This window comes from Kistimonas ophiarachnellae (genome assembly GCF_057552235.1).
This window is the reverse complement of record NZ_BAAJPA010000006.1, coordinates 233,534-250,360: the sequence shown is the minus strand read 5'-3', so window position 1 is coordinate 250,360 and position 16,827 is coordinate 233,534. Positions and strand designations below refer to the sequence as shown.

The window sequence follows — 16,827 nt, the reverse complement described above, 5'->3', positions numbered from 1 at the left end:
TCAAAGGCATTGCGCCAGCTTTTTTTGTAACGAATGTGTCAGAAGTGGTGTGTGGTCAGTGGTATGACCACACACATAAAAAGGGGATTAGAAGGAGGAGCCCGGTTGCTGGAGAAATTCCAGTTCTTCCGGGGTAGACTGGCGACCCAGTAATGCATTGCGGTGGGGGTAACGACCAAAGCGATCGATAATCGCCTTATGGCGTAACTCAAACTGGTAGTTATCTTCTAGTCCGGGTTGACTAAAGAGTGCAACGGCTTCATGGTGAATGACCGCTGACTCCGAATGCATCCACGGCATGTACAGAAAGGCTTTCTGATGCGGAGTCAGTGCCTTGTCATGCCCGCTGCTGACAGCTTCCTGAGCCAGCGCCAGGGCCAGTGAGTCGGATGCAAAGGCCTGTGCGGTATCCCGGTAAAGATTGCGAGAGAATTGGTCCAGTATGATGACCTCTGCCAGCCGGCCTTCCGGTGTCTCACGCCAGGGGGACAACTCACACCGTGTTGCGGCGTGATGAGCATCGGAAAATCGTTGCCGAATCTGTTCATCAAAGTCGCTGTCCTTAACAAACCACTGGCGCGGTGCGATTTCTTCGAACCAGAACGTAATGATGTCGGATGGTTCCATGCTGCACAGGCTCCTTTGTTGTGATATCAGGCCTTTGCGTTGACTGGTTTTTATCATAAAAGTTTCATTTGGCAGGGTACAGCAACAATCCTCTGCCTAGGGAATATTGAGTGTTATGTTAAGTCATCAGTATTTTCTGCGGTTTTTCCCCTCAGGCAGTCGGGCTACGGCCACCATCGCGTTGGTTGCGGCGATCTTGTTCTGGGCAGGAAACAGTGTGGCCGGGCGGATGAGTATCGGTGTGGTGCCGCCTGTGGCGTTGGCGTTCTGGCGCTGGTTCTTTGCGTTTGTATGCTTGTTGCTGATTACATGGCGGCAGTTACGTGAGCATCGCAATAGTATCTGGCGTTATCGCTATCGGTTACTGATGCTCGCTGTGTTGAGTATCACGACATTTAATACCCTGTTATACCTTGCCGCCCAAAGCACGCAGGCGGTGAATATCGCCTTGATTCAGACGTCCCTGCCTTTAGTCACAATTCTTTTGAGTATATTTTTACTCAATGAAATCCCTCGTGTGCATCAGGTCATGGGGCTACTGATCATTTTGTCTGGTCTGCTGTATGTGATTTCCCGGGGGGAATGGCAACAATTGTTGCTGTTGCAGAGTCAGCAAGGGGATTTGTATATGCTGGTGGCAGTGACCTGCTGGGGCTTATATTCCGTCTTATACAAACGGTTTGCCATACCATTGCCGGGGATTGTGATATTGACTGTGCTGGTTGGCATCGGGATGCCCGTACTCCTGCCGTTTTATCTGTGGGAATACTCGGTTGTCGGAGGCTTTGACGTGACGTTCCAGAGTGTGACTTTACTGGTGTATGTGACGGTGTTTGCCTCGATATTGTCTTATCTTGCCTGGAATAATGGTGTCAGGGTGCTGGGTTCCAGCAGTGCTTCGCTGTTTAACAGTCTGATGCCTGTTTTTGTGGCGCTGCTGGCTTTTCTGTTTCTGGGGGAATCGCTCCATGCCTACCATTTTGTGGGTGGCGGATTGATTCTGACCGGGTTGTGGTTAGCGTTACATCGTCGTTATGCCTAAGCAGAACCCGGAACCCTTGCAGGGACGGATTATAGCCAGTCCCTGAGAGTAAATACCAGCGTATGCTGTTCATTTTTCAGCGTCAGCGTATCTTTGGTTAACGTAATCTCTGCGCCGCCATTGAGTACGGAAGTCAGCGTCTGCTCAATGTTGCTATAGGAGGGGCGACAGGCACGCCGGGTGGTGGACAGTTGTTGAACCTTGAACATGCTTCCATCAAGCACGCCCTGGCCTCGGTAGCGATTGCAACCCGTTGTACCGTTGACGGTGAGATTTTCGCCAATTTCGAGATCCGGTTGCGCTTGTCCAGTGGATTTATCCGGTACGGCTTTCTGATCGATTGAGGTCAGTACCCAGTGATGGTGCATCAGGTCCTGACGGGTAACGGCTTCATGGCCAGCACAGCCTGCCAGCAGCAAGAGTGCCAGAGCCCAGAGAGATTGTTTCATGGTGACCTGCGTATTCAGTGAAACGAAAGCTTTAATGCCAAACATCCTTAACCGTACGAATCATATGGTTTGGTAGGTATGGCCATTAAACACCGATCATAGACTATTTGGCGCTGGGTTGGGCTCAAATGAACAGAGCGGATCTAATGGAAAAACAGGACGTATCAGTGGGTTCAACGTAGTCAATGATCGCAAAAGGTAGAGGTGCGATCATGATGCATATCTTCGTGTTTGGACGAGAAGAGGTCTGTATGTTGTACCGTGTTTAATCGCTGGTATCGGCAGTGGGCAAGAGTTGTGGCCAGAAATGAATCAGTACTTCACGCAAACGATAAGGCGTGCCTATTTGTAGAGCTTGCCGCAATTGTGCTGCCAGGCTGGCCTGTTGCAGACCCACGATGGGCGGTGAAGCGTTGTCCAGCAGTGATGGGTTAACGGGGGTTACCAGTTTGAGGAAGGCTTTTTCTGTCAGGGTTACCTGGTCGAGACCGCTAAAACCAATCCTGTCCTCATAACGCAGGTAGTCTTCTTCTGCCAGCCAGAGCATGGCCTGGTAACAGGCCATGTGACGTTCAGAGGGAATGCCGTATTCATCGGCAGGGTCGCAGTCAGCAATGTCATCCACATACAGCGCATCCTTGCGCGGAAAATGGCCATACAACTTCAGGAGAATGTGGGCGCAGTCCTGAAAGAAGTCATCAATATGAATATCAGCCATGATCCTGTCGTGTCCTTTCTTGTGTGATGACGCCTGTTACTTGCGAATTCGTTCCAGGTATTTTGCCAGCCTGTTGATGGCAATTTCCAGTTCATCGACCCGCGGCAGGGTGACAATCCGGAAATGGTCATTGGCCGGCCAGTTGAAGCCGGAACCCTGAACCAGAAGCACCTTTTCCTGACGCAGCAGATCCAGGATGAACTGTTCATCATCTTCGATGGGATACATCACCGGGTCGAGTTTCGGGAACAGGTATAGAGCACCCTTGGGTTTGACACAGGTGACCCCGGGAATAGCGGTGATCATTTCCCAGGCCTTGTCTCGCTGTTCCAGCAGGCGTCCGCCTGGCAAGACCAGGTCATTAATACTCTGGTACCCGCCCAGTGCCGTCTGAACAGCATGCTGGGAAGGGACATTGGCGCAAAGACGCATGGACGCCAGGATACCCAGACCCTCGATATAGTCTTTAGCCTTGTGCTTGGCGCCGCTCATCACCATCCAACCGGTACGGAAACCGGCCGCTCGCCAGGACTTGGATAAGCCGTTGAACGTCACAAACAACACGTCGTCGGCCAGAGAGGCCAGTGACGTATGCTCGGTACCGTCATAGAGAATTTTGTCGTAGATCTCATCGGCAAAGACGATGAGGTTGTGCTCACGAGCCAGCTCGACAATGCCTTCGAGTATCTCTCTTGGATAAACAGCGCCTGTCGGATTGTTTGGGTTGATAACCACAATGCCACGGGTTTTCGCAGAAATTTTGCTGCGAATGTCATCCAGATCAGGGTACCAGTCAGACTGCTCATCCTTGATGTAATGCACAGCGCTGCCGCCGGCAAGGTTGACCGCCGCGGTCCAGAGGGGATAGTCCGGTGCAGGAATCAGCATTTCATCGCCATTGTTCAGCAGGCCCTGCATGGCCATGACAATCAGCTCGCTGACACCGTTACCAACAAAGATATCTTCAATTTCAACGCCATTGATATCCCGCTGCTGGCAATACTGCATGATGGCCTTGCGGGCAGAAAACAGCCCCTTGGCGTCACAGTATCCCTGGGATGCAGGCAGGTTAAGAATCACGTCCCGGATGATCTCTTCCGGGGCATCAAAGCCAAACGGCGCCGGATTGCCGATATTCAGCTTGATAATACGCTGGCCTTCTTCTTCCAGCTTCCTGGCTTCGCTGAGCACCGGGCCGCGAATTTCATAACAGACGTCGAGCAGTTTGGTCGACTTGAGAATTTCAGACATGGCTGTCCCGAAAAAACTGACCGCAGCAGGCGCTGGTCAGCGGTCATTGTGGGTGTTAAGGTCGAGATCATACCGCGTCCGGAAGCCCGAATGGTAGTAATATAAACTAACTTTCACTGTTATATTGCACCAATGAGACCTCAATCGATGTTGGCTAAAGCAGGTCGCGTCTATAGTTATATTCGTTTTAGTACACCAGAACAGGCAATGGGACATAGCTTACAAAGGCAGATGGATTACGCTAAATCCTATGCAGATGAACATGGCCTTGTATTGGATGAGACACTTACTCTAAAAGATGAAGGCTTATCAGCTTTTCACCAGAGGCATATAAAGAAAGGCGCACTCGGGATTTTCCTGAAAGCGGTAGATGATGGCAAGGTCTTACCAGGTTCAGTTTTAATTCTGGAAGGCCTTGACCGGTTGAGTCGTGCAGAACCAATACAGAGCCAAGCGATACTTTCCCAGATTGTGAATGCTGGCATTACGGTTGTGACCGCCAGCGACAATAAACTTTATGACCGGGAAAGTCTTAGCAAGAACCCAATGGATCTGGTTTACAGCCTATTGGTGATGATCCGGGCGCATGAGGAGTCTGCAGTCAAGTCGAAACGGATCAAAATGGCTTACAGAGCGCAAATAAAAGAATGGATGGATACAGGAAAAGGTAAGGTGATTAGAACCGGCAGTGACCCCTTCTGGGTTAGTATCAATAAAACGCGTGATGGATTTGATCTTAGGCCGGAAATGGTAGCTGTCGTAAAATTAATTATTTCAAAGTATAAGAAGGGGTGGGGGTTAATAAAGATTACGTCGTATTTGAATGATAATGTACAGCACCATGGTAAAAATTATAACGGCAGGTATAAGTGGAATAGCAAAACAGTTGCGCATGTACTCAGAAATAGATCACTTATCGGTGAGAGATTTTTTAATCAGGATGGAGAGCAGTTCGTAATTCCCAATTATTATCCGCAGATTATTGATGAGCAATCTTTTTATGAATTGCAACATATTATCAATTCAAGAGCATCAACCAAGGCGCAAAGTAGAATACCATCGCTGATTACGGGTATGAGGTTGGCTTATTGTGGATATTGTGGGTCAGTTGTAGGGTGTCAGAATTTTTTTAACCGTAATTTGCATGCCAAGGGTTATCGAAGGATAAGGTGCCTCGCGGCAAATGTAAGTGCAAAATGTAAGATAAACCAAAGGTCTGTGAGTATTGTTGTGATTGAAAATGCAATACTTCGTTACTGTACCGACCATATGGACTTCAGTGCCATCATGGGTGAAAACGATAACAGGAAGGAACTGCAGCTACAGGTCGGTCAGGTCAGAACAGAACTTGATGAAGTCACCGGGCAATTGGAACGCATGGCTGACCAGTTTGAAAAGATTGATGATGTACCGGCCATCTTCATCAAAAGGGCGCATGAACTTGAAGAAAAGCAGACCAGGCTGGCTGCAAAATATGAAACCATAAAGGCAGACCTGTCTGTGTCAGTCAATGACAATGACGACGTGGCCGAACGCTGGAAGAAAATATCAACCATGGCAGAGGATCTGGACGAAGAAGCCAGGCTTATGATCCGCCAGCTAATCAAGCGTACCTTTGCCAATATTGATATTTACCTGTTCGGTATGGACTGTGAGGATACTAATAACACTGTCGATATGGTTCTTACCTTTCACAATGGGGTTAGTAGGGTTCTTGATATTAATAAAGATACTGGGGGCTTCACTATCAAGGCTGATTATGAGTAATAAGCAATCAAGCTGACGCATATGCGCGGGCATGGTTGAGTCTTGCTGAAATTCCAATCTGATCAGGATGCTGGAATAGGGCATCTACAGGTCAGTCATAGTGTCGTTTTTTTCAGATCTGATCATTTTCGCTGTGGTCTGCAGTGATTTTCTACAAACCTGTGCACCGAAACGATTGCTAACTGTCAACGTCTTGCGCGGGGGATAAGCAAGTTGACAAGGTTGAGGATGAAAACCGCTACAATCGCCTTATTTTAAGTCTGAGTGCAATTCTAAAATAAAGAGTCCGGTCAGGTGTCGCTGTCTGGCCGGACAAACAAGATTTCTCTTGGAATGATTCGATGACTGATTCTAGCAGAGTCCCAGAAACGCTGTTGCAGGCATGTTGCTTTATTTGTGGGCATGAAAGGTTAAACCATGCCCGTTTGCTCATGATGGCGGCGATTGCTGGTATCCGATCTGGTTCCCTGATAGCGGAGAATTCCTGTGACGGTTACATGATTGATCCGGTCACACTGGCGCAATGGTTCACCGGACAACCTACAAGACCGAGAGGGCTAGATGCAGACGTCGAATCCATGTGCCTCGATTTCATCGACCGGCATGACCGGCGCGTTAAGTGCCATAAACCGAAGAGGAAGCCGGGGCCACCAGCGAATCCACTCAAGGCCATCGCTAGAGTCGAATGGTTGGACAACCAGACCTTAACAGCTGAAGAACTTTTATTAGTCCTCTGCAGTCGCAAGGACACGGTGACAGATGACGATGACGGCATACCTGTGAAGGTTGGAGTCAAAGGCTGTAATGACCGCCAGATGGTGTCGGTGAGAACTATTAGCCGTTGGCTGAAAGAGTTTCGAAATCACTAATGCCATGTTGCCAGGTTAGAACTTGTCAATACGGCAAAATCACCCTGCTTCACTTCCTGAAATGAAAAAACCGCACCGGTGATGAGCCGGTACGGCTTTATGGGGTCTGTTTGCGCAGATACAGCATGACTCGGAGGAAGATATCATGTTGCGGGATGATTATAGTAATGATTCGCTGATTGTCCGAGCCAACACAGCACTGCCTTACACAATCCTGAGCAACATAATGCTGCAGGACAACCGCTTGACTGTGGCCAGTAGAGGTTTGTTGGCTTACCTGCTGAGCCTGCCAAAAGACTGGAAGTTAAATAAAAAATGGCTAATCGGGCAGTGTCGTGAAGGCCGAGACAAGATCGACAAACTGCTGAAAGAATTGATTGATACTGGTTATATCGTTCGCACCCAGAAACGCAGTTCCGGTCATTTCGCAACAACCGAGTACAAGGTCTATCCGGTCTCACAGGTTGGTACAAATGTACCGCAACCGGATTTGCCGGTCTCGGTTTTGCCGGTTCCGGTCAATCCGCACCTACAAAATACATATGAAAACAAAAGACACAGTAAACAAACTGCTATGTCGTTTTCTGGTGAAAACGGATCGGTGCTGAAGCAGTCAGTACCAAAAATTCCTTTTCTTGAAATCGTTGGGAAGTACAACACGATACTCGCACCGTATGGGTGCCAACGGTGCCTGAAGCTGAGCACAAAACGCAAAACCGCAATCAGTAATCGCTGGCGGGAATCGCCGCAACACCAGTCACTCAGTTTCTGGTCAACCTATTTCACCACCATCGCAACGCACCCGAATCTGGCATGGCTACTTGGTAACAATGGCAGAGGTTGGACCACCAGTATTGATTACCTAATTTCCGAACGGGGATTTCTGAAAGTCACTGAGCAGGCACAATCTGCAGGAGGAATGCAGCATGAAAATAGCAAACATCGATCAAACCGTGAGTCATTGGCAGAACGGGCAAGGCGCGAGTCACGCGAGTACCTCAAAACCGAGGGTATCACCGAAGACGATTTCGCTGGTTACTGTGATCTGGTTACGACTCACTGACTTATATGGGCCGCGTTTTATCAGTCAGCACGGTCCGGTAGGCGGCGACGGTTTTCTGACTTGGTGCCGCGATTTGAATGGGCTCAAGAAAGAAGACATTGATCATGGATTGTATGCACTTGAGAGCCGTGTCGAAAAGGCTTATCTAAATGAACAAAATACTTATCCGCCTAATTCCATCGAGTTCAGGGCCATCTGTAAACCGGCCAGTGTTCCGGCGGCACATCTGCCTTTTCTTCGAGCCGAACCTGAATCCGAAGAAGCAAAAAAGAAACGGATAGAGGCAGGCAAAAGTGGGATTGTGAAACTTAAGGATTTGTTGTGAGTGAAGTACCGGTAAACGGCCTTGTGAGTTTATACGGCTTGTCTGTGACACCGACCCTGTGCAGGCCATTGAGTCATTGCAAGAAAATTTCAAGCCAGCAGATCCAACAAGCCGGTCATTGGAACCGTCATGTAGGCATTGCCACTCAGAGAAAGGAGGACAGGCCCATGAAGAAAACATGACGATCATGAACGCTACAAGTACCGGTACTGAATCAATGCACAAGGTATAGCGGCCACTATACCTTTACACCGATGTTAGACAGTGAGTGGTGCTGCCTTGTTCCTGCAAGGCAGTCAATCTTATTGTTTTTGCCATAATTGCAGGCTGAAAACTGTAGTTATCAGTATTAAACAATGCCATATAAACCTGGCCAGTCCGGTAACCCCGCCGGTCGTCCCAAAGGCAGTGGCGACAAGGTTCTTGCCGCCATGCGTGAGCCATTGCGTAAACACGGTCCAGCGCTAGTCAACCAGGCCATTGCCATGGCAAAAGACGGCAATGAAGCCATGATGAAGCTGTGCATCGACAGAGTTCTACCCGTTCTGAAATCCGCCGACCGATGTGTCATCATCGAAGGTTTTGATGAACGGCCATCCTTGTTGGACAAGGCGCAATTGATCACTGATTCAGCAATGGGTGGACACATAACGCCAACCGAGGCAAGCACACTGCTGACGGGGTTATCAGCCGTATGCCGGATTAATGAAATGGATGAATTGCTGAAACGTGTGGAGCGACTTGAACAACAGGTAGAAGGTCAATGACCGGCAGGCTACAGCTACGCCTACAGAAATTGGAAAATACCTTCAATCCACCTGACGACCTTGCCGCCTTTCTACAGGCAGGAATTGACCGACGCTACCGGTACTGGTGTTACAGGCGTGATAGCCAGTGGGACAAGCTGGAAGCGGATCTGCTGGAGCAACTGGCTGATTATGCTGCATCGGCAAAAGCCTGCCAGGAATGGCTGCAGTCACACCCAAAGGCAAGCCAAGATAAACAAAGCCTGATGTCGATATCTTTCCGCTTGCTAGCGCAGCACCTGGCCATGGTAAAAGCGTGTCGTAACCAACAAATTATTTCTACTTCAGCGCTGGAACCCAAACCTGAGCAGTGGCCGTCATTGATTCAAGAAGCGCTTGGCCTACTTGAGCAGACCAGTCAGCTTCAATAGCCCATCCTTTATCCACTTTATCCAATGCATCGATCCAGTAGCATCAGAAGGCTGAGTCTCGCAGGGAGGCTTGAACCTTTCGCGGGGAATTATGTGCATAGGCGGACCGATCCATCCACCATCCATGTCGCGTCGCATCTTGGCGTATCGGCGAATTTTGGGTGACAACAGCCGGAGTTCTTCTGACATATCCAAGCATCCATTCAAAGTGTTTTCCGGGTTACTATAACCACTACCATGCGCAACCTGAACAATCGGATCAGCCGACTTGAAAGCAACCTACTGAATGGCAGGGATGCGACCATTCAACGCTGGATCAATGAGGCGGAGGAAATATCCAAATGTCCTCACGGCCAGTTGCCGGAATGGTATGATCCGCACCCTGATGACTGTCAGTGCCGACTTCATGTGGCGATAAGAGAAACTGAGGAACTGTTCTGTAATCATGACCATTAATCCGCATGGACTAGGCCGACCTTGCACGGCATCTCAACCGTTGAGGAATCGGACTTCAGTGGCACATCCGCCGACAATCAGGCAATGCCTTGCGGATTGGCTAGATATATGCCGATTTGTCGGAATGATGGTAGGTGGCCTGCTGATTCTGCCTTTCTGGTTGCCGGTCTATGGCTTGTACAAGTTATCGACCAGTTTCTTCCGTAAACGTGCCAAACCTTTACGCTTCGGTATTCAGCGTGATGAAGACTAACCTTTTGAGTCAACGGCTGTAGAACCGCTATGGGAACGCGCGCGTCTCGTTCAATCTGGAAGATTCCCTAGCGCATTGTCCGGTAGTGATGACCAGTCCCCATATAGAGCCGGCCATGTAAACCCGCCGGACTTCTCAGGCCATAGCAGTTGCTTCAGGTGAACATGAGCAGGCTTATGACAGACTCATGCCTACGCACGACAGGATTACACCCAGCCGTCCTGCCGTGGGTGCTGAAGCAGGTCAACTTTAACGCCTTACCAGGCAATAAACCAGTGGGTCGGTTCAAGGTATTGCTGAGTGATGATGCTGTACTCACGACGAATCTCACCGACAACAGTATCGGCTTTCTTATAGCGGATCATTGCTGGTGACTGGAGGCCATAAGGTTGACAAGTTACCTCCTGCAGTAAGTCTTTATACCATCATCACAATAGCCACCAGAGCGCTTAAAATCTTCGATTTTTGTATGTCGGTGGGCGCTGTGACTGAGGATTGTTCTGATCAAAATACAGTTGATGCAATTGTCATATGGAATGATGCTGACAGGAATCCTGAGGATAAGTATTTCAAGCAGGAATATGATGGATGTGACGAGCAGTGGGTGCTGAAAGGTGATGCTGCCATAGAGTTATGGTTGCAGGGGCAAGACGCATGGAACGCTGAGGTATCCAAGTATCCTGAATCCAGAATCAGTTTTGAAGGTTGCGATTTTTCCAAGCATTGCCCAATACCCCAAATAACTTTCAATGGATTTAGGTTTCCTAGTAAAGGGGTAACATCCTTTCGCGACGCAAAATTGAACTGTGTGCATGTTTCATTCAGGTATGCAGACTTTGGTGATGGTGCTGTAGATTTTACTAATGCCCTCATTAAGGGGGGAACCGTTGATTTCACATCAATAAAGTTTGGAAATGGGTATTTCTCTTTTCGCAACGCTAAGTTCTTGTGTAATGTCTTGTTATTTGATTATTCTTCATTTGGATGCCGTTCAGTAGACTTCAGTAATTGCTGTATAAGCAATTGTCATTTAGTGAGCTTCAGGGAGGCAGTATTCTCAGGTGATCTAGGCTTTGAAATTTCAAGCATCGGTGAATGTGAAGTTGATTATTATAAGGCACACTTCAAAGGTCATGTCGATTTTTCAGGTCTAGAAGGCAGTAAAAGGATAAGGTCGTTATCATTTAGTAAAGCCATATTTGAAAAATCCTTAGACCTTACCGGCAATAAATTCACCTGCATACCAGATCTGGTGGGCACCAAGACATCCAGCCATGTGTCGCTTCATGGGGTAAGTTGTGAGTTGAAGCGGGAGCCGCTTTTTAAGCGGCTTATCCATCGGCGTGTAGACTTTTTCAAGTGGAAGTCTGTTGCTTCGAGAAGCGATGCGGACAACGAAGCAGTACTTTTACTGAAAGCAAAAGATCAGGATGACATAGCCAAACTGCGCCGCCTCAAGGAGTTAGCGGAAAGCAACAGGGACCATGCTGCTGCATTGCGCTTCCATGCAGATGAAATGAGAGCCAAACGCTGGAATGCAGATCAGGGTATGGGGTGGGGGAAGTCGTTCCTGGACTTGCTGTATTCAGCAACCAGTAACTACGGGCAGAGTATTGGCAGGCCAACAGGCTGGCTGGTCACTATCAGTATCCTCATCGGTGCATACCTTATGGTTACCCAGGGACTTCATGGGCCAGAGGCAGTAACGCTTATGGTTGCGAATGCGGTGCCATTCGTGGCGAGTTCAAAAATGATATTCGAATCAAAATATCAAGTAGTGGCTGAATTGTTGATGATCCATGGCCTCCTGTCCTTCGTGTTCATATTCCTGATCGGTTTGGGGTTCCGCAACCGGTTCCGGGTGTAAGAGAAAGTAGCGTGTGGCTGGCCTAGTAGCATTAGAGCCAGCCATTATTGCAGTATGCATTGAAACAACCAGTTAAGTTAAGAATCACCAAAGCCTTTTTCTAAATTAACAAGGAAAATTATAGTGAGTGGTGAATACGGTTATTCCCAATGAAGATCTTGAGTATTTCTCTGTAAATTGATGGTCTTTTGACCATTGAAAATGAATAGAAAAGCTGTTGCCACGTTGTGCATAGCGTTGGCCTTATCCTTATCACAGATTTCATCCGTTCAGGCATTACCAAGAGCTTTCAGCGAATTACTCAAAGAAGCCGAACAGGGGAATGCTAAGGCTCAGTCTAATCTTGGGGTTATGTATGACCGCGGTGACGGAGTAACAAAAGATCACAAGCAAGCTGCTAAGTGGTACAGATTGGCTGCTGAGCAAGGTTTTGCTATGGCCCAATACAATCTTGGCAATCTTTATGCTAATGGCAAGGGTATCCCGCAAAATTATCGCGAAGCAATTAGGTGGTACCGAAAGGCTGCTGAGCAAGGGGTGGACTCTGCTCAATATAACCTTGGTTTTATGTATGAACGCGGCATAGGGGTAACTGCAAATGATCGTGAAGCGATCGGGTGGTACCGTAAAGCTGCAGAGCAGGGAGTTTCTTCTGCTCAATATAGCCTTGGGATGATGTACGTTATTGGTCAAGGCGTGGCCAAAGATGACCTGGAAGCGATAAGATGGATAAGGAAAGCCGCTGATCAAGGGCAAACAGATGCCCAGTATATTCTTGGGACTATGTACGCTAATGGCGTTGGTATAACAGCAAATGATCTGGAGGCCATAAAGTGGTTCACAAAAGCTGCTGAGAAAGGCCACCCTGATGCCCGGTATCTTTTGGGATACTAAGTTATTCACGTAACTATATAACTCTATAGCTAGGCCTAGAATGAACGGTGTTTATGAATAGGCCTATCAGGTTCTTACGATCCGCATGCATGGCTTAATTGGTCAAGGCCTATTGAGCCATCCGAACCCACCTCTGGAATCCTTACCAATATGGCGCAATAAAGTCGTTGAAAACCTAATGAGCCAGCCTTATCATTGAGCCAACCTATACGAGCCAGGCAGGCAATAATCAGGAAGGCGCATAAGTGGCAACAGTGGCTTATTACAGGGTCAGCACGACTGACCAGTCCATTGAGAATCAGCGACGGGAACTGTCGGCAACCTACAATATTGACCGTGAGTTTTCAGACAACGGCATTAGCGGCACAGTGAAGGCGCTGGAAAGACCAGGCTTTGCGTCAATGGTCAACTACCTGCGGGATGGCGATACGCTGGTGACGGTCGATATTGACCGACTGGGACGCGATGCTATTGATGTGCAGCAGACCATCACCACGCTAAAGGATGCAGGCGTCAACATCATCATTACCAGACTTGGCGTTGACCTGGCTTCCGATGCAGGTGAACTGCTGGTCACGATCATGAGCAAGGTGGCGGAAATGGAACGACGGAAGATGCTTGAACGGCAGAAAGCAGGTATAGCCAGAGCCAAAGCTGAAGGCAAGTACAAGGGCAAGCCGAGGTCACACGACCCGGAAGCGATCAGGAAACTCAGGCAGGCCATGAGTATTGCCGAAGTAGCTGAACACCTCGGAATATCGACGGCGACGGTCAAACGACTGCAGAAAGCTGATAAGGAGAAAGAACCGGCCTAGTGCCGGTTTTTTATACCCATGGCTGAATCGCCATGAAGAACAGGAACAGGCCGAGACCCAAATAGAAGAAAGTTTGCATTGTTACATCCTTGTGCGTTGATCCTTGTGGTGCCTATTGACCAAGATGTTGGAAAAAAGTTCTACGAAGTGCCTAACCCTTTATGTTTCTGCGTAGCGGAAATGCTTTCAGCATAAATCTGTAATTTATTCATAGGCATGTCAGACGCGTCGCCGTTGCGATCTGACACAACATCATTTGTTTTGAAGAAGCTAACAAACATTCCCTTGTTCACACATCAAGGCAGCTAAATACAAAATAAAAACATGGGTATGGACTGGAGTCTTATGAGGGATATGTTGTATTAGATGGTAGATGGCAAGGCTTTTGGAATAGTTTACACTAGGGTTGCTTCGGAAGAGGGAAACCACATTGTCAAGCTCAGATCGTAACGATAGCTGTACTGACTTTGTCAGCCGTTCTGACGACGAATGGCGGGAACAACTGACGCCAGAGCAGTACCGGGTCTGCAGGGAACAGGGTACTGAACCACCGTTTACGGGTGCCTTGTATCATTGCAAGGAAAAAGGGGAGTATCACTGCAGTTGCTGTAATCAGCCGCTGTTCAGTTCAGAGGCCAAATATGACTCGGGATCAGGCTGGCCGAGTTACTGGCAACCACTTTCGGATGACGCTGTCATCACAGAATACGACAGCTCTCATGGGATGGTGCGGGTTGAAGTAAAATGTGCCCGCTGTCAGGCGCATCTTGGTCATGTCTTTCCTGATGGCCCCCAACCAACGGGTATGCGTTACTGCATAAACTCTGTTGCCCTGTCGTTCATTCCACCTGAATCATAACGCTATTCCCTCAAAGCCACTTCTCAAGCGTTTGCTTCAGGGTGCTACGGTCAAAGGGCTTGGCGATGTAATCCTGCATGCCGGCCCGGTAGCAGCGTTCACGGTCATGGCTGAGAGCATTGGCTGTGAGCGCTATCACGGGGATATCACAGGTTTTTGCGTTGTTCCGCAGTTGTCGGCAGGCTTCATAGCCATCCATCACGGGCATATTGCAATCCATTAATACCAGGTCAAATAACGCTTTCTTGCAGCGATCCAAGCATTGCTGGCCGTTCCTTGCGGTTGTCACCTGGTAACCTAGCTGCTCCAGCATACCTTCTGCGACCATCAGATTTGTCGGATTATCTTCAACAACCAGGATACGGGTGGTTATTGGCGGTGCCTCTTGAACAATGACATTCGCAGACGCCATTGAAGGTGCTGTTGCATGGAGAATGTCTGAACCGATGAGTTCTGAAAGGGTCGCATGCAGATGATCTTTTCTGATGGGTAATGACAATACGACAACATCGTTTTCAGGAGCGTTAAATGCTGTATTACCTGAACTCTGTAGCAATACAGTTGGGTTCTGTCGCTCAAAAACAAGATGCTGATTGTGTGTCAGCAGAAGCTTTATCGTTGAAAGGCGTTCCAGATCCTGCTGCTGCCATGGACCCTGCCAGCCGGGAACCCAGGCATCAAGCTGCCACTCACGGCAGTAGTCGTAAAGAATAGAGGCTAATATGGGGGGAGCCACGATTGCTACCGATGAGCCGGTGAAGATTGTTTCATGGTTGTGTCGTGGCTGTGGAGTGGCTTCCTGTGCCGTTTGCTCAAAGGGCAGTACCACCGTGAAACGACTCCCTTCATTAGGCTGAGATTCCACGGTGATGGAACCACCCATTGCTTCGGCAATTTTTTTCGACAGTGCCAGTCCCAAACCGGTACCACCAAACTTACGGGTGGTATCGGATGATGCCTGTGAAAAAGCGGTAAAAATATCCCCCTGCATAGCTTCCGGGATACCGATGCCCGTATCTCGAATTTCGACACGTAGCTGACATCGTTGATCAGACTGCATATCGGCCCAGGCCCTTAGGGTAACGCTCCCGTGATGGGTAAACTTGATCGCATTCCCCAGCAGGTTGGTCAGTATCTGGTGTAAGCGGGTGGGGTCACCCACAACGGTATGGGGAAGGGAGCGATCCAGTTGATTCTGCAGAATCAGACCTTTGTCAGCCGCGCTTTGTCCCAGCAGTGCTGTCGCAGTTTCCAGTGTATCGTGAAGATCAAAAACAATGGCTTCTATTGTGAGTTTGTCGGATTCGAACTTCGAGAAATCAAGAACATCATTGAGCAGTTGCACCAGGATAATGCCGGATTCACGGGCCAGTTGCAGTTTTTCCTTTTGCGATTCCGTGGGGTTGTCCCTGAGTAACAGGTCAATCATGCCAAGAATGCCATTGATGGGGGTTCTCACTTCATGGCTCATGCTGGCTAACATGGAGGCACGGGTTTTAGCCATCTGTTCGGCATTCTGGCGGGCCTGGTCCAGCTCCTCGTTGGAGTCCCTGAGCTGGCGGTTACGGGCATTCAGTTCGGCGGTTCGGTTATCGACAATGTTTTCCAGGTCAACCAGGTAATTTCTTAATTGCTTTTCTGCCAGCCGGCGTTTTTTCAGGTTGGTGGAAATGACATGGAGTAGTCGATTGATGGAGTCAACCAGGCTGCCAATTTCATCGTACTCGTGACCTGCCGGATACTTCAGCGCAATGGGGGTGCGTGCATGGTTGTTCACCCGACGCAGATCCCGGGTCAATGTGGAAAGAGGGTGAGTTGTCATGCGATAAAACAGTAGCAGCAGGACAATGGCCAGAATCAATCCCTTAATAATGGCGGTGACAGCGGTGACGACCGACCGCTTGATAAAACTGCTGCCATAAATATAGGTATCAATTTCCAGTATCAGGAAGCCCAGTTTTTCTTCCGGATCATAGGCGACACGCAAAGGCTTTTTGTATTGGCGCGTCTTGCCAAACAGCGTGTCACTGACAACACGGGTTGTGTCGTGTTGTATGTCACGGGAAATGGCTGCCAGTGGCGTGTTGTTTTCGTCCGTAATTTCGGCACGGATGATGGTGGGGGAACGAAGCAGACCCAGCAGCAATTCCTGGGCTAACTCTTCATCAATGTTATAGGCAATGCGGGCTGCGGGGGTGCTGCTGATGTTGAGCAGTGCCTGCATTTCCTGGTCAATGGCATGATCCTGCTGGTAGAAGTCCAGTGTGACCTGTATGACACTGAACAGGCCACCAATCAGGAAGGTGAGTATCAGCGTATTTCTGGCCTGTTTATAGGACAGGCGTTCACTGAGTCTGGTTTTCATAACATCCCTGTCATACTGCCCGGTACCTGT

General features: G+C 48.8%; 17 protein-coding genes. 12 read left to right on the top strand and 5 right to left on the bottom strand.

The genetic code is table 11. The features are described from left to right. Positions 1-87: 87 nt before the first annotated feature. Positions 88-627 carry a DUF924 family protein gene (locus AC27K1_RS09790; RefSeq protein WP_487150158.1) on the bottom strand — a complete coding sequence of 180 codons (540 nt, stop codon included), beginning with the start codon at positions 625-627 and terminating at the stop codon, positions 88-90. A 115-nt stretch (positions 628-742) separates the two neighbouring features. Between AC27K1_RS09790 and AC27K1_RS09785 the strand changes: the two genes are divergently transcribed. Beyond that, positions 743-1,669, top strand: a complete 927-nt coding sequence (locus AC27K1_RS09785; RefSeq protein WP_487150157.1) for a DMT family transporter — start codon at positions 743-745, stop codon at positions 1,667-1,669. Positions 1,670-1,698: 29 nt separating this feature from the next. On the opposite strand, the gene AC27K1_RS09780 is transcribed toward AC27K1_RS09785, so the two are convergent. From AC27K1_RS09780 to AC27K1_RS09770, 3 genes are all read right to left on the bottom strand, one after another. Further along, positions 1,699-2,118, bottom strand: coding sequence for an META domain-containing protein (locus AC27K1_RS09780; RefSeq protein WP_487150155.1), 420 nt, complete (start codon positions 2,116-2,118; stop codon positions 1,699-1,701). 265 nt (positions 2,119-2,383) lie between these two features. Further along, positions 2,384-2,836 (bottom strand): hypothetical protein, encoded by a 453-nt coding sequence (locus tag AC27K1_RS09775; RefSeq protein WP_487150153.1) that lies wholly within the window; start codon positions 2,834-2,836, stop codon positions 2,384-2,386. Positions 2,837-2,872: 36 nt separating this feature from the next. Then, complete coding sequence (locus tag AC27K1_RS09770; protein ID WP_395179012.1) at positions 2,873-4,087, bottom strand: pyridoxal phosphate-dependent aminotransferase; 1,215 nt, start codon at positions 4,085-4,087, stop codon at positions 2,873-2,875. A 147-nt stretch (positions 4,088-4,234) separates the two neighbouring features. Between AC27K1_RS09770 and AC27K1_RS09765 the strand changes: the two genes are divergently transcribed. The 11 genes from AC27K1_RS09765 (at position 4,235) to msrB (ending at position 14,432) form a co-directional block, all read left to right on the top strand. Continuing rightward, positions 4,235-5,854: a recombinase family protein gene (locus AC27K1_RS09765; protein ID WP_487150152.1), complete on the top strand. Its 1,620-nt coding sequence runs from the start codon at positions 4,235-4,237 to the stop codon at positions 5,852-5,854. 341 nt (positions 5,855-6,195) lie between these two features. After that, the gene (locus AC27K1_RS09760; protein WP_487150151.1) at positions 6,196-6,723 is read left to right on the top strand and encodes a hypothetical protein; all 528 of its coding nucleotides are present in this window, start codon (positions 6,196-6,198) and stop codon (positions 6,721-6,723) included. 145 nt (positions 6,724-6,868) lie between these two features. After that, positions 6,869-7,786 (top strand): MAGE domain-containing protein, encoded by a 918-nt coding sequence (locus AC27K1_RS09755; RefSeq protein WP_487150149.1) that lies wholly within the window; start codon positions 6,869-6,871, stop codon positions 7,784-7,786. Then, positions 7,764-8,111, top strand: coding sequence for a hypothetical protein (locus AC27K1_RS09750; RefSeq protein ID WP_487150148.1), 348 nt, complete (start codon positions 7,764-7,766; stop codon positions 8,109-8,111). Before AC27K1_RS09755 ends, AC27K1_RS09750 begins: the two co-directional genes overlap by 23 nt. A gap of 356 nt (positions 8,112-8,467) precedes the next feature. After that, positions 8,468-8,878, top strand: a complete 411-nt coding sequence (locus AC27K1_RS09745) for a DUF5681 domain-containing protein (RefSeq protein WP_487150146.1) — start codon at positions 8,468-8,470, stop codon at positions 8,876-8,878. Then, positions 8,875-9,288 carry a hypothetical protein gene (locus AC27K1_RS09740; RefSeq protein WP_487150145.1) on the top strand — a complete coding sequence of 138 codons (414 nt, stop codon included), beginning with the start codon at positions 8,875-8,877 and terminating at the stop codon, positions 9,286-9,288. The genes AC27K1_RS09745 and AC27K1_RS09740 overlap by 4 nt, the downstream gene beginning before the upstream one ends. A 580-nt stretch (positions 9,289-9,868) precedes the next feature. Next, positions 9,869-9,997 (top strand): hypothetical protein, encoded by a 129-nt coding sequence (locus AC27K1_RS09735; RefSeq protein ID WP_487150143.1) that lies wholly within the window; start codon positions 9,869-9,871, stop codon positions 9,995-9,997. A gap of 370 nt (positions 9,998-10,367) precedes the next feature. After that, a complete protein-coding gene (locus AC27K1_RS09730) occupies positions 10,368-11,864 on the top strand; it encodes a hypothetical protein (RefSeq protein WP_487150142.1) in 1,497 nt (498 codons plus the stop codon). Positions 11,865-12,065: 201 nt separating this feature from the next. Further along, entirely contained in the window at positions 12,066-12,758 is a 693-nt protein-coding gene (locus AC27K1_RS09725) for a tetratricopeptide repeat protein (protein WP_487150273.1), read from the top strand. 245 nt (positions 12,759-13,003) lie between these two features. Then, complete coding sequence (locus AC27K1_RS09720; protein ID WP_487150140.1) at positions 13,004-13,573, top strand: recombinase family protein; 570 nt, start codon at positions 13,004-13,006, stop codon at positions 13,571-13,573. Positions 13,574-14,003: 430 nt separating this feature from the next. Then, positions 14,004-14,432 carry a peptide-methionine (R)-S-oxide reductase MsrB gene (msrB, locus tag AC27K1_RS09715; protein WP_487150138.1) on the top strand — a complete coding sequence of 143 codons (429 nt, stop codon included), beginning with the start codon at positions 14,004-14,006 and terminating at the stop codon, positions 14,430-14,432. A gap of 10 nt (positions 14,433-14,442) precedes the next feature. Here the strand turns inward: msrB and AC27K1_RS09710 are convergent, their stop codons facing one another. After that, the gene (locus AC27K1_RS09710; protein ID WP_487150137.1) at positions 14,443-16,797 is read right to left on the bottom strand and encodes a hybrid sensor histidine kinase/response regulator; all 2,355 of its coding nucleotides are present in this window, start codon (positions 16,795-16,797) and stop codon (positions 14,443-14,445) included. Between the last annotated feature and the right edge of the window lie 30 nt (positions 16,798-16,827).